Consider the following 19977-nt stretch of genomic DNA (forward strand, 5'->3'; position numbering starts at 1 on the left):
TTATGCCGCTGTCACATTGTCCGCTTCCATCGTGTCAAGGAACGCCTCATACTCTGCATCCTCGCCCGTGTACTCAACGGTCAGAATCTGTGTCAGATCCAAACTCATAACTCCCAGAATCGACTTGGCGTCAATGACAACACGGTTATAAAAAACATCAATATCAAAATCGCATTTCATAGAAGCATTGACAAATTTCTTTGCATCTTCTATCGTTTTCAGCATAATTTTTCTCTGTTTCATAATAAACAACTCCTTTTTCCTGAATGTACCAACAGAATTTTTCCCTCCGTTTTTTAGGCACATTTAAAACCATAACGATTTATTCAGTGTTTATAGCATGATTTTTGTCGAATGTCAATTTGATTTCTTTTATACCGCATATTTTTAATACATGATTTTTACCAAAAAAGCAGAGTGTTTCTTAGTAAAATATTCCGACGTCTAGAACTATCGTCGTATTCATTTCATGATATATTGTCATTATTTATATACATCAAATGGTTTAACGGATTGTTTTTGGGCAGTTGAACTAAATATTCATTGTGATTTTCCACCCAGCATGAGCACACAAATTCTCTTTTACCAAATTATCCTGATCTCTAGTTTCCATATAAAATGATGAATGATACTTAATAAATGGAAAAAAATATATTAAATCAAAAAAAATGAAAAATTATAAAAAAATTGTTGACTTTTCGTTATGGCTATGATATCATAACTGAGTCAGCAGCGAAGGGGAATAGTTCAATGGCAGAGCAACGGTCTCCAAAACCGTTAATGGGGGTTCGAATCCCTCTTCCCCTGCTTCTAAAGGCGTCAGTGATTCAGAGATGAGTCATTGGCGTTTTTGTTTTTTAAACATTCAAGTCGAACGTTCGTGAGACTTGGCGCGTGATTCTGGTCAGAGAAGCTGACATATTCCTATCAGAATCACTGCGCATCCTCGCGGAGCGTTTATCTCAGTCGGAGACCTAACTCCCACTGAGACAAATTTGCTGTTACTCACATTACGCTAATATTATTTTTCTTAAATTTTCCCGAAATTCAAGCAACCTACAGCAGCCCAATCGCCTCCCGCACATTTGCCACCCCTTCCAGCCGGATATCCGACCTTGGTTTCAATTTACTGACATTGACCATCGGAAGAATGCATCTTGTAAATCCCATCTTGACTGCCTCATGGACTCTCTGCTCTGCCATCGAGACGGCGCGCACCTCTCCGGAGAGTCCGACCTCGCCAAATACGATCGTTTTCTCATCCAGCGGACGGTCTTTATAGCTGGAAATCAGCGCCATCACGATCGCAAGGTCAAGCGCCGGCTCGTTCATCTTCATGCCGCCTGCAATGTTGACATACGCATCGTACCCGGACAGGGCATAACGGCATCGTTTTTCCAACACTGCCATGAGCAGGTTCACACGGTTGTAATCGACGCCCGCTGCCGTCCGCCGCGGCAGTCCGAAATTCGTCTTTGACACCAGCGCCTGCACTTCCAGAAGAATCGGGCGGGTTCCCTCCATCGAGCAGGCAGTCACCGCACCGGATGCCTCCGCCGGGCGCCCTTCCAGCATAAATTCGGATGGATTCGGCACCTCCGCCAGTCCTTCCTCCCGCATCTCAAACACGCCGATCTCATTGGTCGAACCGAAACGGTTCTTCACTCCCCGCAGAATCCGGTAGGACGCATGGCGATCGCCCTCAAAATATAGCACTGTATCGACCATATGTTCCAGCATACGCGGTCCCGCCACAACGCCCTCTTTCGTCACATGACCGACGATAAAGACTGTCACGCCCAGTCCTTTTGCGAGCTGCATCAGGACGCCGGTGCACTCTCTTACCTGGCTGACACTGCCCGGTGCAGAACCTGCCGCCTCGATAAACATGGTCTGGATCGAATCGATCACGACCACATCCGGGCGTACCTCCCGGATCACCTCCGCGATCGTATCCAGGTTCGTCTCGCTCAAGAACGAAAGTGGTCCGCGCACCATCCCGATCCGGCTTGCCCGCAGTTTGATCTGTTTTAATGACTCCTCGCCGGAGACGTATAAAACCTTTTGTTCCTGTCCTGCCAGGTTCCGGCAGACCTGCAGAAGCAGGGTTGATTTTCCGATTCCCGGATCTCCGCCGACCAGCACCAGGGAGCCACGCACCACGCCGCTTCCAAGCACCCGGTCAAGTTCTGCAAATCCGGTTCTCGTCCGATCCGTATCGGAAAGCTCAATTTCATCTAAGCTGACCGGCTTTGCCTGCGCGCCAGCTCGTTTCCCCGGTGCCGCCGTCAGCGAAGCCGCTGCCGCATACCGCCCTGCTGCCGTACCGGATGATGCCGGTGCGGACGGCGCTTCCACCATCGTATTCCACGCCTTGCACGCCGGGCACTGCCCCATCCATTTGGAAGATTCATAACCGCATTCCCTGCAGAAAAATCCCGTTGATTTTGCCTTTGCCATGCTGATTCCTTTCCAAACACTTCTTCTCATATTTCTTATTACACAAAAAGCTGCTACATGGCGGAAACCGGCTTCCGGCGCACACGCCCGCCATTCCTGCCATGCAGCAGCTTTCATCTCACGCATTGTAACTTGTACGTAACGCTTTGTTTTTCTTTTCCTTATCTGGCTTCAATCCGGATTGCGGTTGCCTTGCCCGGGTTCAGCTCCACGCTCAGTACCAGTTTGCCGCTGACGTTGGTCTTCATGCCACCGACCGATACGCCGTCTACATATACCTCATACTCACGCTCATCCTCTAACTGAATGGTAATCTGAGCATCCTTCTCGCCCTCAACCGAAAACTGTACGGAAGTATCTCCCGCCTGGAAATGATTGACTGCCGTGCCCGGTACCGACTCATATACGAACATTCCGTTGCGCTCCAGCTTGGTAATCTCGCCGAATGTTTTTACCTTATAAAGATCGCCCTGAAATTCAAAATCCTGCAGCTTGGACTTTGCTGCTAACATATAATTGCCAAAACTGATGGTTCCGTCATCCTCGATGCGGATTAACTCGCTAACTACTGGCATAATGCTTTATCCTCCTAGTATCCTTTTAATCAATATCGCAACTGCTCCGCACTTACACAGTTACTCAGTAGTATCATTTTAACACACTTCGACCGGGTTTACCAGTCTTTTCGCTTCCAGCCCTTTAGACCGTCTCAAATTTCAGCTGATCGCCATCTTTTTCAATCCGAACCTCTGTTTTTTTCCGGATCGTGCCTTCCAGGATCTTCTCAGAAAGCTGATCCTCGATCTGCGTCTGGATCGTCCGGCGCAACGGTCTTGCACCATATTTGGAATCATATCCCTTGTCTGCCAGAAAATCGATCGCATCATCTGTGATCGTGAGCGTCATTCCAAGCTGATCCTCCGTCCTTTTCTTGATGCCGCGCAGCAGAATGCCCGCGATCGTCTTGATATTCTCCTTCGTCAGAGGATGGAATACTAAAATCTCATCGATTCGGTTTAAAAACTCTGGCTTAAACATCCGGCGCACTTCCTCCATCACGCGTTCTTTCATAAACGCATAATCCGCTTTCTCACCGCTCTCCGACGAGAATCCAAGCCGCTTCGGGGAAATAATATTTTCAGCGCCCGCATTGGAGGTCATAATCAGAATCGTGTTCTTGAAATCCACCTTCCGTCCCTGTGCGTCCGTAATGTGCCCGTCATCGAGGATCTGCAGCAGAATGTTAAATACATCCGGATGCGCTTTTTCAATCTCATCAAAGAGAATAACCGAATATGGATTGCGACGCACCTTCTCGCTGAGCTGTCCGCCCTCCTCGTAGCCAACATATCCTGGCGGCGAACCGATCATCTTGGAAACGCTGTGTTTCTCCATGTACTCCGACATATCAACGCGGATCATCGCATTTTCCGTGCCAAACATCGCCTCCGAGAGTGCCTTGGAAAGCTCTGTTTTTCCGACACCCGTCGGCCCCAGGAACAGAAACGAACCGATTGGCCGCTTCGGATCCTTGAGTCCCACACGACCACGGCGGATCGCACGCGCCACGGCGGATACAGCTTCCTCCTGTCCGACCACGCGCTCATGCAGAATGGACTCCAGTTTCAACAGCCGCTCTGACTCTTCTTCTGCCAGCTTGCGAACCGGGATCTTCGTCCAGTCAGAAACAATGTCCGCAATCTCATTTTCACCGACCACTAACTTGCGTGAATTTTTCTCTTTTTCCCATTTTTCACGAATCTTTTCAATCTTTTCCTGCTTTTTCTGCTGCTTCTTCTTGATCTCACCGGCTTTCTCATAGGCTTCAGCCTTGATCGCCTCTTCCTTCTGGCCTTCGAGTTTTTTGATCTCCGCTTCGAGCTTTTTGATCTCCTCCGGCTCCGTATATACAGTCAGACGCAGCTTCGAGGATGCTTCATCGATCAGATCGATCGCTTTGTCCGGCAGGAAACGGTCATTGATATATCGGGCAGACAGGCGCACCGCTGCCACCAGTGCCTCATCCTGGATCGTCACCTTGTGATGTTCCTCATAGCGGCTGCGAAGCCCCTTCAAAATCTCGATGGATTCCGCCTCCGTCGGCTCATCCACCATAACCGGCTGAAACCGGCGTTCCAAGGCCGCATCTTTTTCGATGTATTTGCGGTATTCTTCCAGCGTCGTCGCACCAATGAGCTGAATCTCGCCTCTCGCCAGCGACGGTTTCAGGATATTGGAGGCATCGATCGCGCCCTCCGCGCCGCCTGCGCCGATGATCGTGTGAATCTCGTCAATAAACAAGAGCACATTTCCACTCTCCCGCACCTCGGCAAGTACCTTCTTAATCCGCTCTTCGAACTCACCGCGGTACTTGGATCCTGCGACCATGCCGGACAAATCGAGGCTGACAACCCGCTTTTTCGCGATCGTCTCCGGTACATTGCCGGAAACAATGAACTGCGCCAGACCTTCCACAACCGCCGTTTTTCCGACGCCTGGTTCCCCGATCAGGCACGGATTATTCTTCGTCCGGCGGCTTAAAATCTGAATAACACGTTTCATTTCCCGTTCCCTGCCGATGACTGGATCGAGCTTTCCGTCCCGCGCCATCTGAGTCAGATCCCGGCTGAAATTGTCCAGATTCGGTGTATTGCCTTTCTCCGGGCGCACCCGTCCTGCTGCCGCATCTTCCGCCGCCTCGGACGGCGCATCATCGCCCATAGCCCCCATCAGATCCACATATAATTTCTGAATATTAACATTCATTGTATTGAGTAAACGGCACGCAGTTGATTTTCCATCCTTGATGATGGCAATCAGGATGTGCTCCGTTCCAATCAGAGGCGCTTTGAAAAAAACCGCCTCATCATAACTCGCCTGCAGCACGGCGCGCGCCCCCGGCGTATATTCAATCTGTCCCTCTACCTGAGTCGCCACTGCCGGGCTTATCAGACGCTCCATCAGTTCCATGACACGCTCTTCTGTCACATCATGTTCTGCCAGAACCGCTGCCGCCACGCCAGTTCCCTCTTTTATCAGTCCTAAAAGCAGATGCTCCGTCCCCACATAGCCGTGTTCCAGCTCCTGCGCTGTCTCGACTGCCAGACGGATCGCTTCTCTGGCTTTCTGAGTAAAACGATCGATCATTTTACTGTTCCTCCTGTTTCTTTTTACTTTACACCAGCTTCGGCAGTTCCTCACGCAGATACCGCGCCCGCTCTGCCTCCAATTCCTCACGTCCCAGCGGCTTGCTCGAACGTTTCTGTAAGTTTGCCGGCTGGATGCCGATCATCAGGCGGTAAATGCTCACAAATTCTGCCGGTTTTAACAGCCCGTCCGCGATGCCCGCCCAGACATGAGATAGAAATGTCATCGCTTCCTTGAGCGTCATCCGGCGCGCATATTTCAGAACGCCGTAGGACTTGTACGCCTCGTCCTCCCGCTCCAGGCGGTGCCTCGACAGAGAAACCTCGCGGAACTGATTTTCCTGCGCCGAGAGCTGCCCCGCCACGTTGGCTACCAGCTCCAGAATCTCTTGTTCGGTGATTCCGAGTGTCTTCTGATTGACTACCTCGTACAGATCGCCATAGTTTTCATTGCCTCTGCCATAAACGCCGCGCACGGTCGTGCCGAAACGTCCCATATCGCCCAGAAGTTCCTGAAATTTCTTATTCATTGTCAGAGACGGCAGATGCACGACCACGGACGCCTTCATTGCTGTTCCGACATTCGTCGGATAGGACGTCAGATACCCATATTTCTCATTAAATGCATACGGAATCTTCTCGTTGATATAATCATCCAGCTCATCCGCTTTTGCATAACATTCTTGCAGATCGAGTCCCGATGCCAGCACCTGTAAACGGATATGATCGTCCGCATTTAATACCATGCTGACCCGCTCATCCTCCGAACAGAGGATCCCACCCGGCGTCGTCTTCTCCGCCAGCGTGCGGTTTAAAAGCCGCCGTTCCCGCAATGCGGTGCGGTCAAGCTTCTCCATCAATTCCAGATCTTCATATTCATAAAACTGACCGTCCCGGTCACCCAGATCGCGGAAATTCTGTTTTAAACGGGCAATCATCGTCCGCGCCTCATCCGGCTCCAGACGGCTCGGAAATTTATATTCCTCCCAGTTCCGAGACAGACGCACCCGGCTGGAAACGATATTGGACGCATCATTCGCCACTTCCTCAAACCATTTCGTCATGTCTCATCTCTCCTTCCAGACTGTGTATCTTATCCCGGCAGGCAGCAGCCGTCTCATAGTCTTCTTCCTGCAACGCCGCTTCCAGCCTGCGTTTCAGCTGCTTAATCTGCTCTTCCGGGCTGAATTCCAGTTCTCCTTTCTTCGTCACCTCTGCAGCCGCCTGACTGCGCGGCTGGATCTTCGGATGTTTGCCGGTATGGCTCGAATTTTCCTGCAATTTCTTAATTTTCTCTCCAAGCAACGGATCAAACACATGATAACAGTCCGCGCATCCGAAACGGCTGTTCTTGATAAATTCTTCATACGTCGTGCCGCAGGTCGGGCATACCACATCCTCTTTCGGTGCCTGGCTGGCAGATGCATCCGTCAGTCCCAAAAGGCTCGAAAGCAGTTTTCCAAGCGGAAATTCTCCCTCAATCAGTGCCGAGTACGGTCCCAGATCCATCTCTTTCGCGCACTGGGCGCAGAGATTATGCTCTGTCTTGACGCCGTTAAACACTTCTGTATATTTAATATTCGCTTCGCGAATCCCACATTTCTCACACAGCATAATTTATCCTCCCAACATACACATCCCGCAACGGTTCCAATACACAAAAACCATCGCCCGCAGCCGGAACCTGCTATTCCGCTGTAAATGCGTCATAAATGGAATCCACCAGATTGTGAACCTCCTCGCGGCTCACATTTTTACAGACACCTCTTGCCAGAATCACACTGAGATCCCGGCGCATCTCCGAGATCGTCCGCATCTTATCCGTGTCAAGTGCAATCACTGCCCCGCGGCGGCGGTCCACACGCAGAAAGCCTTCCTGTTTCAGTACAGAATATGCCTTGTTGACCGTGTGCATGTTAATTCCGATGTTATCCGCTAACTGGCGCACGGATGGCAGCGTATCGCCCTCCCGGATCTGGTCGGTCGCAATCCCGATGATGATCTGGTTTATGAGCTGAATATAAAGCGCTTCCTCACTGTTAAAATCAATCTCTACAATCATACTCCACCATCTTTCATTCTGACGGCAGACCCCGTTTCTAAATACAGTCAGCCGCCTGTTTTATCATTTGTTATATAGATTGTATAACAAACAGGTGTTTTCGTCAACTGTAAAACTGTGTTAATTGTGTGAACTTGTTACTGATCACGGATAGGCACTTTTGGAACTGAAAGTGCCGTAAGAAAACGTGGTAGCAGCAGGAATTTGCCGTATTTAAATGCGAAGCCACGGCAAATTCCGTTACTGGGCACGTATGCGTGAACAGTAACGTGAACTTGTTACAAAAAAAGCGATATAAAAGAAAAGACAGATACCCGCCAGAAATCTCCTGGACAGATATCCATCTTTTCCTCTTTTATTTACTGCGGATCGTCGATATACTCAAATCCATCCTCATCACGCCGATCCCGCTCTAACCGGGCTTTTGCCTCGCGGGCGCGTCTGGATCGCTCTGATTCCGACTCATATCTCGTTGGGCGATCACCGTATTCCTCCCGTTCCAGCGTGTAGTAAAGCTCCGAGCGGGATGCCGGACGCACATGAATCGCCGGGCGCGCATTCCGGCGGTCTCCCGATGCTGCAGACTCTTTCGCCGCACGATGCGCCGATGCAGGCGTGTAATCGCGCTGCAGGCGGCTTTCTTTTGCTGAAACGGCACGTTCCCGTTCTGTGCGTCGGCTTTCTGCCACTGCCTGGCGTTCCCGCTCTGCACGGCTTCCGTCTGCCGAAGTTCTGCGAGGACGCTCAGTACGGCTTTCCTCTGCCGCATCTCTGCGGGTGCGCTGCAGACGTTCTTCTTCTGATGCCTCTCTGCGGACACAAGCCGGACTGCTTTCTTCTGGCATTTCTCTACGGACGCGTTCGGAACGATTTTCGCTTCCTGCTTCCCGGCGGCGTCTTTCCTCCGGCATCCGTTTTGCGCGGTCTGCCGATGCTGCTGCCTCCATACTCCGCTCCCGGCGAACCGGCTGGGACGCGTGCCCCTCATCCCTTGTCCGGCGGACCGGCGGCGTCTCGCGCTCCTCTTCCCGCTCCCGGCGGACCGGTCTTGTCTCCAGCGTCTCTTGGGTTCGGCGCGCACTCCGACGCCCTTCCTCCATCCGCTCTGCGGACGGGCGGCGTCTGTCATCCGCTGCCATGCGCTCCTTCTCACTCCGCGCTGCCGGTCTTGCCGGCGTCATTTCCCCATCTTCTCTCTTGTCGCGCCCAGTGCCTCGTTTCACCCGTGCGTCTGCCGCCGGTCGTGCATTCGGCGATGACGGACGGCGCTTGGACCTCTGTCTGCCTCCGGCTGCCTGCGCTTCCTCTCTCCACTCTTTCCGCTTGAGCAGAAGATTGATCACGATAAAGAACAAGATTACACACGCTACGCCCAGAACCGCAAGCATGACAAAGCGGATATTATAATCCCTGCAAAGTGCGTTGTACTTATCTACAATCTCTTCCACTTGTGCATCATCGTATTTAGTTGCCAGAGACGGGTCTTCAAAATACCGCTGGAAGGTCTTTTCTGCAATATCATACCGGTACAGCGACTTCTCGCCGCTCTCATTCATACCATATACGACACAATACTTCTGCTGTTCATCGCTCTTCCACACCCAGCCCTGCACTTTATACGTGCCGTTTAACTGAATGGTCGTCTCCATAAATCCATCCGGAATCTGAACCGACTCATCCGGTGGAAGCACCAGAATCGACTTTGCTGTCACATCGATCGTCACATACGGCGATAACACACCGGATTCCGGTATATAAATATAAAACGCACCATTTCCATCGGCACCCTGCAAATACAGAAGCGTCAGGTCATTGCCATTTCCACACTGGACCTCTGAACCGCCATAAGTACAGGTAGACTGCGTATATCCTTCCGGAAGCAGGGAGGCATCAAATTCCGTCGCCACCGTATAGGAAACGCCGTCTATTTCCACATCCAGCCCGTTTGTCACAACCGGCGTTGTCCCAACTGCCTCTGTTTCAGCCCCTGTCTCCGCCTCTGACGGCACATCGACCGTATCCAGCTTATTGACTGTGATCGTGTAGCTCTTAGTTGTCTGTCCATCCTCCGCCGTCACCTTGCAGACAACGGTATTAGCACCTACCTTTAAGCTGGAATCACCGCTGACAAGGACTTTCGCCTTGCTGTCCTTCGCACTCGCGCTGACCGCCAGCTTATCGACGCTGGCTCCTACCTGCGCTGTATAGGAAGTCACATTTGGCGAAAATGCAGGAGAAAGTGTTCCTGGAGAAATCTTCAAGGACGAAAGCGCCGCTTCCGCCGAGGAGGTTGCCGGTGCTTTTACTTTGACGCTCGCCGTCCCCGTTTTAGAAACTGTGACTGCCTGTGCATCTGAGTCATAGACTTCATAACTTCCCACAGAGATCGAAGTATTTCCCGCCTGCACTGCCTTGAATTTCAGCGTATAGGAAAATGCCTTCGTCGAATTGGAATCCATCGTTCCAACCAGGCGGACGGAACCTGCACCGCCGCTTGCGTTATTTCCGCTCACAAACTCAATGACCGACGGATCATAGGAAAGTACCACGTCGGATGCCCCTAGATTTCCATCCTGAGAGGAGATCTTCACATTGACGCTGAACTCCTGCCCCACCGTCGCACTCGGATCGGAAAATGAAATTTTTGCGCTGGATGCATAGGCGCTGATCCCGCCAACCGGCGCCGCCACCGTCAGCATACCTGCCGCAAGTATACCTAATATGATATTTTTAAACCTTTTCATTCAACTGCCCTGTCCTATATTCTTTATTGGTAACGGTCCCATATCTGCACCGTTCCCTTTCTTTACAAATTTTCACGTACCCGCTGCCATCTCTCAAGACCAGCCGCAGGTACGTGAAATATCCCTACAGTCCCAAAATCTTCTTCTGCATCAAAAGAACATCCAAAATATCTACTTTTCCATTTCCATTGAGGTCGGCGCGCGCGATTTCTTCCGCTCTTAACTTTCCAAGTCCCAGTATCGACCGCTGTGCCAGCAGGATATCCATGATGTTCAGCTTACCGTCGCCGTTGACATCCCCGCGCACCGACGATGCCGCATGCGTTCCCGATGTGGACTGGGATGGTGCCGTCGCGCTGGTCGGCGACTGACTCCCCTGCGGACTGCCGGCGCTCCCGACAGACTCCCCATTTGGCGCAATCAGGGTTCCGGAACTGCCGCTCCCAAATCCATTCACATTCGATCCCGGTGCGAACTGCCCGGAAGGAGAGCTTCCTGAACTGCTTCCCGAAGAGGTCGGACCGACAATCTGCACATCCGAACCGCCGGAGGAAGAATTTCCTGAACTGCTTCCTGAAGACATGCCCGGTCCCGTCGCCGGACCGCTAGAGCTGCTTCCAGAGGAAACGCCGCTTCCAATCGAGCTTGAGTAGGTCGGACCGCCCGACTGGCGCACTACGTGAAGGACGTAATTTCGCAGATTTCCATTTGCCGCTTTGACCGTCACGGTGATCTCATTGACACCGCTCTGCAAATCGACCGTTCCCGTTCCGGCAATCGTTGCCTTGGAATCAATCGCGCTCGCTGCTACCGTCACACTTGCCACCGATGGATCCACGATCAGATCGTAGGACTCTGTATCTCGGTTAAAGGTCGGTGTCAGTGCAAATCCATCGACACCCAGCGCCGACAGCTTGTTGTTCGGGCTGCCGTCCAGCGTCGGTTTGACGCAGGCGCCCGCCGGCATGTTTTTATACACCGGAATCGAGAACTCAAGTGTTGTATTTGCCAATGCCGTGATCTTCGAAAGCGTCAGTCCTTCGGCAGCTGCCGCCTGCACGTTCGTCATGTACTGGTGTTTATAAAGGTTGCTGCCCTGCACATTAAATTTCTTTAAGTACAGCGTATCCTGTCCTTTTTTTACATAATTCTCGCCGTAATAAACCGAACCGCCACGGATCGATTTCTCGATGCTGTTCCACGGGCGCAGATAGGTTCCCGACTGGGATGCCCACCAGAGTCCGCGTTCTACCGCACTCATCGAGCCGGACTGATATGCCTCTATATTAAAGAAGTTATAATATCCCTGATAGCCGGACACCGTTCCGGAAATACTGCGTCCGGTTCCCTGGCTGCCCTGTTCCTGCAGAATCATCGACGCCAGAATATATGGATTGACTCCCGATTCGGATGCCGCATTCATGATGATATCTACATAGGAAGTACCGATTTCAGACTGCTGCGCCACTCCCGTGGAAGTTCCCGAACTGCTGGAAGTGCCACTTCCCGGTGCACTTGTTCTTCCGCTGCTGGTTGAACCAGAAGTTGTTCCAGTTGTGCTGCTTTCCGGTGCGCTTGTACTGCCACTGGTGGTTCCAGCCGTGCTACTGGTTGTCCCCGATGACTTATTCGATGTGCCGCTGCTGACCGGCGCCGTCTCCCCGTCTGCATTGTTGGAAGAAAATCCATCTCCCGCCATGCCCGGTCCATTGGTCGCTGCCACCCGCTCCGTCTTATGATCGCTGATCGAAGCGATCGGAGACGACAGACCGGCGCTGCTTCCGCTCGAACCTGACGAACTTCCCGGTCCCGTCGCTGAACCGGAAGAAGAGCTTCCTGAACTACTTCCCGTACCGGCCGATACCGACGAGCCGCCCGACACCGTGCCGGAAAGGAAGGTTCCGCTCACCATGTTCTGCAGCCCCGTCTTCGTGTGAAGCGAACTGTCATACGACTGTTTCATGAACTGGTAAATATATTTATCATTTAAGAAATTCCGCGGATCCATATAATAGGCGATAATATCCGAAGACGCCTGTACCCAGGAGCTTCCGTCAAAACCCGGCCAGGTTCCGGTTCCCCAGTCATACGCACCTGTCTCGGTCGATTTCCAGGACGAAATGCTGCTGCTCGCAACCAGGTTCCGCCCGATCACGCTTTCATTTTTCAACGCTGTGTTCCAATCCAGATTCGTCTGGAACGCCGTGAACGTCCAATTCGGATATTGTGCATGCAATTCCCGGAGCCCCTGTTTATAGCTCTCCGGAAATCCCTGCTTTGTCAGATAGATTTCAAAATCCGAATCCGATTTGATCGCCGTCGGAAACTTTATGTATTTGCTCGAAACATACCCCGTCTGCTCACCGCTGCTTCCGCTATATCGTATCTGATACCATACGACGCCATCCGTTCCCGTCTGCTCACCAAGTACTGTAACCGGTGCGCCCTTGGACAGCTTCGCTAGTGCCTGATACGAAGTGCCCGGTCCACTCCGGACATTCAGGTTTGTCGCATTGACCGACGCGGTTCTCTCTTCCGCATAGCTGACGATCCCCAGCAAAGACTCTGCTGCAGTACCTGCCAGCCCTGGGTTGACCGCCATCACAGCGCCCAGCAGAAACGCCGCCGCCCGTTTCCCCAATAACTTCCATTTTTTCATCCGTCTATCTCCTCATTCTGCTGCGGTTTCTGCAATTCATCCCCCGCAGCGGAATTCTTATTCTGTCTGCCGCCGCATTTCCAGACAGCCGCTCGACTGTTTTCCATCTTTTTCACGTTTTTACAATCGTATCTATTATAATGAAAAAAGACCATATGTGTCAACCTTACCGAAAAAACTTCGCAAAATTTGGGGTCTTTGCGTGAAATTGTAAGATTTTCTTAATTTTTAGAAGCAGTATAGGTTGGCTTCGAAATGTTTTCCGGATACATGATTTTTGAATGCATGACCGCATGAAAAAGAATGTGCCTTGGCACATTCTCGCGCCGAGCGCGGTCGCTTGCGACATGTTTCTGCTTCGCGCGAGTGCGCATCCTCGCGGAGCGTTTTTTTGTTTCATAGGACATAATTTCCTATGAAATAAAAAAGGGAGTGCCAACCCGGTACACTCTACCGATTCTGGCACTCCTTTTGGCTCAAAATCCTTAAATTCTTTTTAGCTTAGATCTGGTAAGACTCGCTTTTTCTTCCAGCCCAGGTATTGATTCCGTTTCCATCCATCTCCTCAGTGGACACCGGTGCTTTCTTTACTTCCGGTGCAGCCGCTTTCAGGATTTCGCGTTTCTCAACCGGCGGTTTCTTTGCCGGACGGGACTCGAAGAACTCTTTTGCTACCTGTGGGAACAGTGCATAAGTCAGGACATCCTCATCCTGCTGCTTCCACTGCTTCATCTCCGCCTCAATCTTCTCAAGCTGCGGCTCGATCAGATCTGCCGGACGACAGGTGATCGGTTTTGCATCGCCGATTGCTTTCTTCTGAACTTCTTTGTCGAACGGCTTTACAGTCTGTCCGAACTCGCCCATCAGAAGTTTCTTGGATTCCTTTGTGAACATCTTGTAGCGCTCGCCCATCAGGACATTTAATACAGCCTGCGTACCAACGATCTGGGAAGACGGAGTAACTAACGGCGGCTCACCGAAGTCTTTGCGGACTCTCGGGATCTCTTTCAGAACATCGTAGTATTTATCCTCTGCGCGCGCTTCTTTCAGCTGGGAAACCAGGTTGGAAAGCATACCGCCCGGAACCTGATAACGCAGGGTATTGATGTCAACGCCCAGAACCTTGGTATTCATCAGACCACTCTTTAACGCTTCCTCACGCATCGGGCGGAAGTAATCTGCGATCTCCGCCAGTTTTTCCTGATCCAGTCCGGTATCATACGGAGTACCTTTGAAGGTCTCAACCATAACCTCGGTCGCCGGCTGGCTCGTTCCCATCGAGAATGGGGACATCGCGGTATCGATCATGTCAGCGCCCGCTTCCACTGCCTTTAAGTAAGTCATGGCTGCAACGCCGGAGGTGTAATGCGTATGGATATCAATCGGAAGATCAACTGCCTCTTTCAGTGCTTTTACAAGGATCTCTGCATTATACGGAGTCAGAAGACCTGCCATATCCTTGATACACAGGGAATCAGCGCCCATATCCTCGATTCTCTTTGCAATGTCTTTCCAATAATCCAGTGTATATGCATCACCCAGTGTATAGCTCAGCGCTATCTGTGCGTGTGCTTTTTCTTTGTTGGCTGCCTTTACCGCTGTCTCCAGGTTGCGGATATCATTTAAACAATCAAAAATACGGATAATATCAATACCATTGGCAACTGATTTCTGTACGAAATATTCTACCACATCATCTGCATAGTGGTTATAACCCAGAATATTCTGTCCACGGAACAGCATCTGAAGTTTTGTCTTCTTAAAACCATCTCTCAGCTTTCTAAGGCGCTCCCACGGATCCTCCTTCAGGAAACGAAGGCTGGCATCGAATGTCGCTCCGCCCCAGCATTCTACTGCATGGTATCCAACCTCATCCATCTTTCCGATGATCGGAAGCATCTGCTCCGTTGTCATTCTGGTTGCAATCAGAGACTGGTGCGCGTCACGAAGGACAGTTTCCACGATCTTAACCGGCTTTTTCTTTTCATTTGCCATTCTAAAGATACCTCCCAATACACTTTTATTATGAGTCAACTATCTGCGACCTGGCTGATTAAATAATTCACAGCCATATTTTTATCTATTATACCACAAGTTTTCCGATTTCTGGATAGTTTTTTTAATATAATTTCATAAGTAAATTCTATATCGTGGAAATGTGGGTTGTGATTTTTGCTGATGTCAGGGAGCTTTCCTCTGCGCCGCGTGGGGGCGGCTGGAGAAAAAAAATTTCTTGGTCACGTCTTTCTAGTCCGCAGTGCGGCAGCTCGAAAAAACTTCGTTTTTCCTCGCTGTCGGGCATTCGCCCTATGAAAAAAAGAAGCCACACACAGCTGCTTTTGTGTAAACACAACGCTTCTGTGTGTGGCCTCTTTTTTTCGCACTGCTCTTTGCTTACGCAAGTTTGGACTTAGCCAGCTCTGCCAGTTTTGCGAAACCTTCTGCATCGTTGATAGCCATGTCAGAAAGGATCTTGCGGTTCATCTCAACACCAGCCTGCTTTAAGCCGTACATGAACTTGCTGTAGGACAGACCATTGATACGTGCTGCTGCGTTGATACGAGCGATCCACAGCTGTCTGAACTGTCTCTTTCTCTCTTTACGACCAGCGTAGGAGCTTGTAAGAGCTCTCATTACGGACTGCTTAGCTACACGGTACTGTTTGGAACGTGCGCCTCTGTAACCCTTTGCCAGCTTTAATACTCTATTGTGTTTCTTTTTAGCGTTTAATCCGCCTTTTACTCTTGCCATCGGTTATTTCCTCCTTCTTAATCCTCGAATCTTATAAGTACGGTAAAATCTTCTTCATTACCTTGCTGTTTGTAGCATCAGTAACGATGTCTTTTCTAAGATTTCTTTTTCTCTTTGTAGATTTCTTAGTTAAGATGTGGGATTTGTAAGCTTTATTTCTTACTAACTTTCCGGTTCCGGTTGTTTTAAAACGTTTAGCAGCTGCTCTGCTTGTTTTCATTTTAGGCATGGTGTAGTCCTCCTTAATAATAGTTATGTCCTTATATCTAGCGTTTCGCAGAAAGGAACAGTACAATACTTCTTCCTTCTACTTTTGCCGGTTTATCAACGGCTGCGATATCGGCAAGCTTCTCTGCAAAATCGTCAAGGATATACTTTGTCTTTGACATATGTGCCATCTCACGACCTCTGAAACGAAGTGTAACCTTTACTTTATTGCCTTTTTCCAGGAATTTTCTCGCATTGTTCATCTTGGTATTCAGGTCATTTTCATCGATATTCGGGGAAAGACGAACTTCCTTGATCTCGATTACCTTCTGTTTCTTCTTAGCTTCTTTTTCTTTTCTTGCAAGCTCGTATCTGTATTTACCGTAATCGATAATCTTGCAGACCGGCGGCTTCGCAGTCGGAGCAATCTTTACTAAATCCAGTTCCGCTTCTTTCGCTAACTTGTAAGCATCCTTTGCGGACATGATTCCAAGCTGCTCTCCATTTTCGCCAATCAAACGAACCTCTCTGTCTCTAATCTGTTCGTTAATCATTAACTCGCTAATAGTCGTGCACCCCCATGATATGTGATGATTTTGGTTGATTCAGTGTCAAAAAAAATAAGTGAACAGTACAGACCATCCACTTACTCATAATAGGAAATCCAATATAGGAAATTTCTCAAATTTATGAACCCACAGTCACTTGCTCGTGCTGAGGTGAGGTAGATAACCTGCTTTCCTGTCTTCGTAAAGTTGTTTCCTCACAACTTTTGTTAGTATACTATGGTTTCTTTGGAATGTCAACCGGTTTTTTCGAGATTTTTGAGAAGATTTACAAATGATTTTTAAATATGGTTCACGTGTTGCGCAAATGACGGCAACGTACGCAAATACATTTACGGACATACTAAAAACTACCGCCGGATATCATTACCTCTGCCCAGTTTTGCTTCGTTTCTGACAGAATTTTCCATATCCGGCGGCATTTTTTATTTCGAATACTTATGCAGGCTTTCTTCTATTAAAAAAGAAAACCGCACCAGTCACCGTTTCTGGAAACTCGAACATTCCGTCTGCATAGAAACCGTCGCATTGCCTCCGGTGATTCCGATGTGTTCCGCGCTGCACCGGCGGTCTGTATTATAAACACAGTTCGTTGCCTCGCACTCTACTTCGAGACGGCTCTCCGGTGTTTTAAAAAGGTTGCGGAATGTGCCGCCTTTCTTCTCGTCGAAGCTGCCGCAGCAGGTATCGCATTTATCCTGCGCCGTCTTTCCTTCTACCAGAATGGTATTTTTACAGCAGCAGTTTTCCGCATTGTGCATACATCCGGTTACACTACAATCCAGTTTTGTCATGATTTTTCCTCCTGTTTTCTGACATGCATCACCGAAAGTCTCCTCCGGCATCCAGCCGTCAAACTTTTCAGCGATACACTTTTCAATGTGTCATGGTTTTCGTTGCTGTTCACACATGTATGACCAGTAACGGGATTTTACCGATACTTCGCATTCCAAATCGGCAAAATCGGCAACCAGAACTGTATCGTACGGAATTTTCAGTTCAGAAAATTCCTGCCTGTGAACAGTTACTGGTTTTTAGATTCAGGAGTAGTATCTGCTTCTTTTTTGGATTTATTCGTGTAAACTAAAACAAACGCATCCATGATTTTATCTCACAGATGCGTCTGCCGGATTTTTTAATTTTTCAAAATTATTTAGCTTCGTCTGCTTTCACAGTCTCACGCAGGTTTTTCTCTTCGATCTCCTTCTGGATGGACTCGATGAAGCTCTCTACACTGCTTGCGCCCTCGTCACCCGCAAAACGACTGCGGACGGAAACGGTCTTCTCTTCTTCCTCTTTCTGTCCAACAACCAGCATGTACGGGATCTTCTGGGTCTGTGCCTCGCGGATCTTGTAGCCGATCTTCTCGGAACGTGTATCCATCTCTGCACGGATGCCAGCCTCGGTCAGCTTGTCCAGAACTTCCTTGCTGTAATCTGCGTATTTGTCAGAGATTGGAAGAATCTTTACCTGTACCGGTGCCAGCCAGGTTGGGAATGCACCTGCGAAGTGCTCGATCAGGATACCGATGAAACGCTCGATGGAACCAAATACAACACGGTGAATCATGATCGGACGATGTTTCTCGCCGTCTGCTCCGGTGTACTCTAATTCAAATCGCTGTGGAAGCTGGAAGTCAAGCTGGATGGTACCACACTGCCAGGTTCTTCCGATAGAATCTTCCAGATGGAAGTCGATCTTCGGTCCATAGAATGCGCCATCGCCCTCGTTTACCACATACGGCAGTCCCAGCTCTTCCAGAGCGGAACGCAAGCCTTCGGTTGCCATCTCCCAATCTTCATCACTTCCCATGCTGTCTTCCGGACGGGTGGACAGCTCTACGTGATATTTGAACCCAAACAGGGAATATACCTGGTTGATCAGGTGTACAACGCCCTTGATCTCGTCCTTGATCTGCTCCGGTGTCATGAAGATATGTGCATCATCCTGTGTGAAACAGCGTACACGCATCAGACCATGAAGCTGACCAGATTTCTCATGACGATGAACGATACCAAGCTCACCCATACGCAACGGCAGATCACGGTAGGAACGTGGCTCAGAAGCGTATACTAAAACGCCGCCCGGACAGTTCATTGGTTTAATTGCGTAATCCTCTTCATCGATCACAGTTGTATACATGTTGTTTTTGTAATGATCCCAGTGTCCGGAAGTCTCCCAGAGCTTGCGATTCAGGATGATCGGAGTGGAAATCTCTACATAACCAGCTTTTTTATGGATTTCTCTCCAGTAATCAAGCAGGGTATTTTTCAGTACCATGCCCTTCGGCAGGAAGAACGGGAAACCCGGACCTGCATCGTGCATCATGAACAGGCCAAGTTCTTTGCCCAGTTTACGATGGTCACGTTTCTTTGCCTCTTCCATCATTGTGATGTATGCTTCCAGATCCTCTTTGGTTGCAAATGCGGTCGCATAGATACGGGTCAGCATTTTGTTCTTCTCGCTGCCTCTCCAGTATGCGCCTGCCAGATTCATCAGCTTAAATGCCTTACCAACACCCTTGGTGTTCATCATGTGAGGTCCTGCACATAAGTCAGTAAAATCACCCTGACGGTAGAAGCTAATCTCTGCATCCTCCGGCAGATCCTCGATTAATTCTACCTTGTACGGCTCCTCTTTCTCCTTCATGAACTCGATCGCTTCATTTCTCGGCAGAGTAAAGCGCTCCAGTGGAAGTGCTTCTTTGATGATTTTCTTCATCTCTGCCTCGATCTTTGGCAGATCCTCTGCAGTCAGAGGGGTAGCCGGATCGACATCATAGTAGAAACCGTCTGCGATGGACGGTCCAATCGCAAGTTTTGTCTCCGGGTAAAGGCGTTTTACAGCCTGTGCCATTACATGGCTGGCGGTATGGCGCAGAGCTGCCAGACCTTTCTCATCCTTTGCAGTCAGGATATTTAACTGACAGTCATGGTCGATCACGGTACGAAGATCTTCTTCCTCACCGTCAACCTCACCCAGACATGCCACTCTCGCCAGGCCTTCGCTGATGTCTTTTGCAATGTCGATGATGGACATCGGGCTCGCATATTCTTTGACAGAGCCATCTTTTAATGTGATCTTCATCTTTTTTCTCCTTTTCGTTCTGAAATAATAAAAGCTTCCTGACCAGAAGAACCAAAAAAGAATGTGTCTTGGCACATTCTCGCGCCGAGCACGGTCGCTTGCGACATGTTGCTTCTTCGCGCGAGTGCGCATCCCGCGGAGCGTTTTTTGTTTCATAGGACGCAATTTCCTATGAAACAAAAAATCCCTTAGCCAGATGTTTCTGACTAAGGGACGATAAATCGCGGTTCCACCCTTATTGAATCGATCGTTCGGATCGACTCCACTTCATTCTGATGATAACGGAATCACCGTT

Annotated in this window: 15 protein-coding genes and 1 tRNA gene; 1 reads left to right on the forward strand and 15 read right to left on the reverse strand. The window is 49.8% G+C overall.

From position 1 onward, the window contains the following. A complete protein-coding gene (locus DWZ45_RS09220) occupies nucleotides 1-243 on the reverse strand; it encodes an HPr family phosphocarrier protein (protein ID WP_107000009.1) in 243 nt (80 codons plus the stop codon). 493 nt (nucleotides 244-736) lie between these two features. Here DWZ45_RS09220 and DWZ45_RS09225 point away from each other — a divergent pair. Then, nucleotides 737-807 (forward strand) — tRNA-Trp (locus tag DWZ45_RS09225). 249 nt (nucleotides 808-1056) lie between these two features. On the opposite strand, the gene radA is transcribed toward DWZ45_RS09225, so the two are convergent. From radA to thrS, 14 genes are all read right to left on the reverse strand, one after another. Further along, nucleotides 1057-2460 (reverse strand): DNA repair protein RadA, encoded by a 1404-nt coding sequence (gene radA, locus DWZ45_RS09230; RefSeq protein ID WP_118468823.1) that lies wholly within the window; start codon nucleotides 2458-2460, stop codon nucleotides 1057-1059. Nucleotides 2461-2621: 161 nt separating this feature from the next. Continuing rightward, complete coding sequence (locus DWZ45_RS09235; RefSeq protein WP_022359635.1) at nucleotides 2622-3035, reverse strand: hypothetical protein; 414 nt, start codon at nucleotides 3033-3035, stop codon at nucleotides 2622-2624. 124 nt (nucleotides 3036-3159) lie between these two features. Next, nucleotides 3160-5607 carry an ATP-dependent Clp protease ATP-binding subunit gene (locus tag DWZ45_RS09240; RefSeq protein ID WP_118468725.1) on the reverse strand — a complete coding sequence of 816 codons (2448 nt, stop codon included), beginning with the start codon at nucleotides 5605-5607 and terminating at the stop codon, nucleotides 3160-3162. 28 nt (nucleotides 5608-5635) lie between these two features. Further along, a complete protein-coding gene (locus tag DWZ45_RS09245) occupies nucleotides 5636-6670 on the reverse strand; it encodes an ATP--guanido phosphotransferase (protein WP_117795639.1) in 1035 nt (344 codons plus the stop codon). Beyond that, entirely contained in the window at nucleotides 6654-7220 is a 567-nt protein-coding gene (locus tag DWZ45_RS09250; protein ID WP_107000012.1) for a UvrB/UvrC motif-containing protein, read from the reverse strand. Before DWZ45_RS09250 ends, DWZ45_RS09245 begins: the two co-directional genes overlap by 17 nt. Nucleotides 7221-7293: 73 nt before the next feature. After that, nucleotides 7294-7668: a GntR family transcriptional regulator gene (locus DWZ45_RS09255; RefSeq protein ID WP_022359631.1), complete on the reverse strand. Its 375-nt coding sequence runs from the start codon at nucleotides 7666-7668 to the stop codon at nucleotides 7294-7296. Between the two features lie 359 nt (nucleotides 7669-8027). After that, nucleotides 8028-10412: a cadherin-like beta sandwich domain-containing protein gene (locus DWZ45_RS09260; RefSeq protein WP_118468727.1), complete on the reverse strand. Its 2385-nt coding sequence runs from the start codon at nucleotides 10410-10412 to the stop codon at nucleotides 8028-8030. Nucleotides 10413-10536: 124 nt separating this feature from the next. Further along, on the reverse strand, nucleotides 10537-13071 hold the full coding sequence (locus tag DWZ45_RS09265) for an SH3 domain-containing protein (RefSeq protein WP_118468728.1): 2535 nt from the start codon (nucleotides 13069-13071) through the stop codon (nucleotides 10537-10539). A gap of 501 nt (nucleotides 13072-13572) precedes the next feature. Further along, nucleotides 13573-15066: an oxaloacetate decarboxylase subunit alpha gene (locus DWZ45_RS09275; protein WP_118468732.1), complete on the reverse strand. Its 1494-nt coding sequence runs from the start codon at nucleotides 15064-15066 to the stop codon at nucleotides 13573-13575. Between the two features lie 399 nt (nucleotides 15067-15465). After that, a complete protein-coding gene (gene rplT, locus DWZ45_RS09280; protein WP_022358436.1) occupies nucleotides 15466-15822 on the reverse strand; it encodes a 50S ribosomal protein L20 in 357 nt (118 codons plus the stop codon). Between the two features lie 31 nt (nucleotides 15823-15853). Beyond that, nucleotides 15854-16051 (reverse strand): 50S ribosomal protein L35, encoded by a 198-nt coding sequence (gene rpmI, locus DWZ45_RS09285; RefSeq protein ID WP_022358435.1) that lies wholly within the window; start codon nucleotides 16049-16051, stop codon nucleotides 15854-15856. 37 nt (nucleotides 16052-16088) lie between these two features. After that, entirely contained in the window at nucleotides 16089-16583 is a 495-nt protein-coding gene (gene infC / locus DWZ45_RS09290; RefSeq protein WP_107000016.1) for a translation initiation factor IF-3, read from the reverse strand. Between the two features lie 491 nt (nucleotides 16584-17074). Continuing rightward, a complete protein-coding gene (locus DWZ45_RS09295) occupies nucleotides 17075-17389 on the reverse strand; it encodes a DUF1540 domain-containing protein (RefSeq protein ID WP_107000017.1) in 315 nt (104 codons plus the stop codon). Nucleotides 17390-17744: 355 nt separating this feature from the next. Then, complete coding sequence (gene thrS, locus DWZ45_RS09300; protein WP_118468734.1) at nucleotides 17745-19682, reverse strand: threonine--tRNA ligase; 1938 nt, start codon at nucleotides 19680-19682, stop codon at nucleotides 17745-17747. Nucleotides 19683-19977: the final 295 nt, after the last annotated feature.

The sequence above is a fragment of the Clostridium sp. AF32-7AC genome, from assembly GCF_003477925.1.
Lineage (GTDB): Bacteria > Bacillota > Clostridia > Lachnospirales > Lachnospiraceae > Otoolea > Otoolea fessa.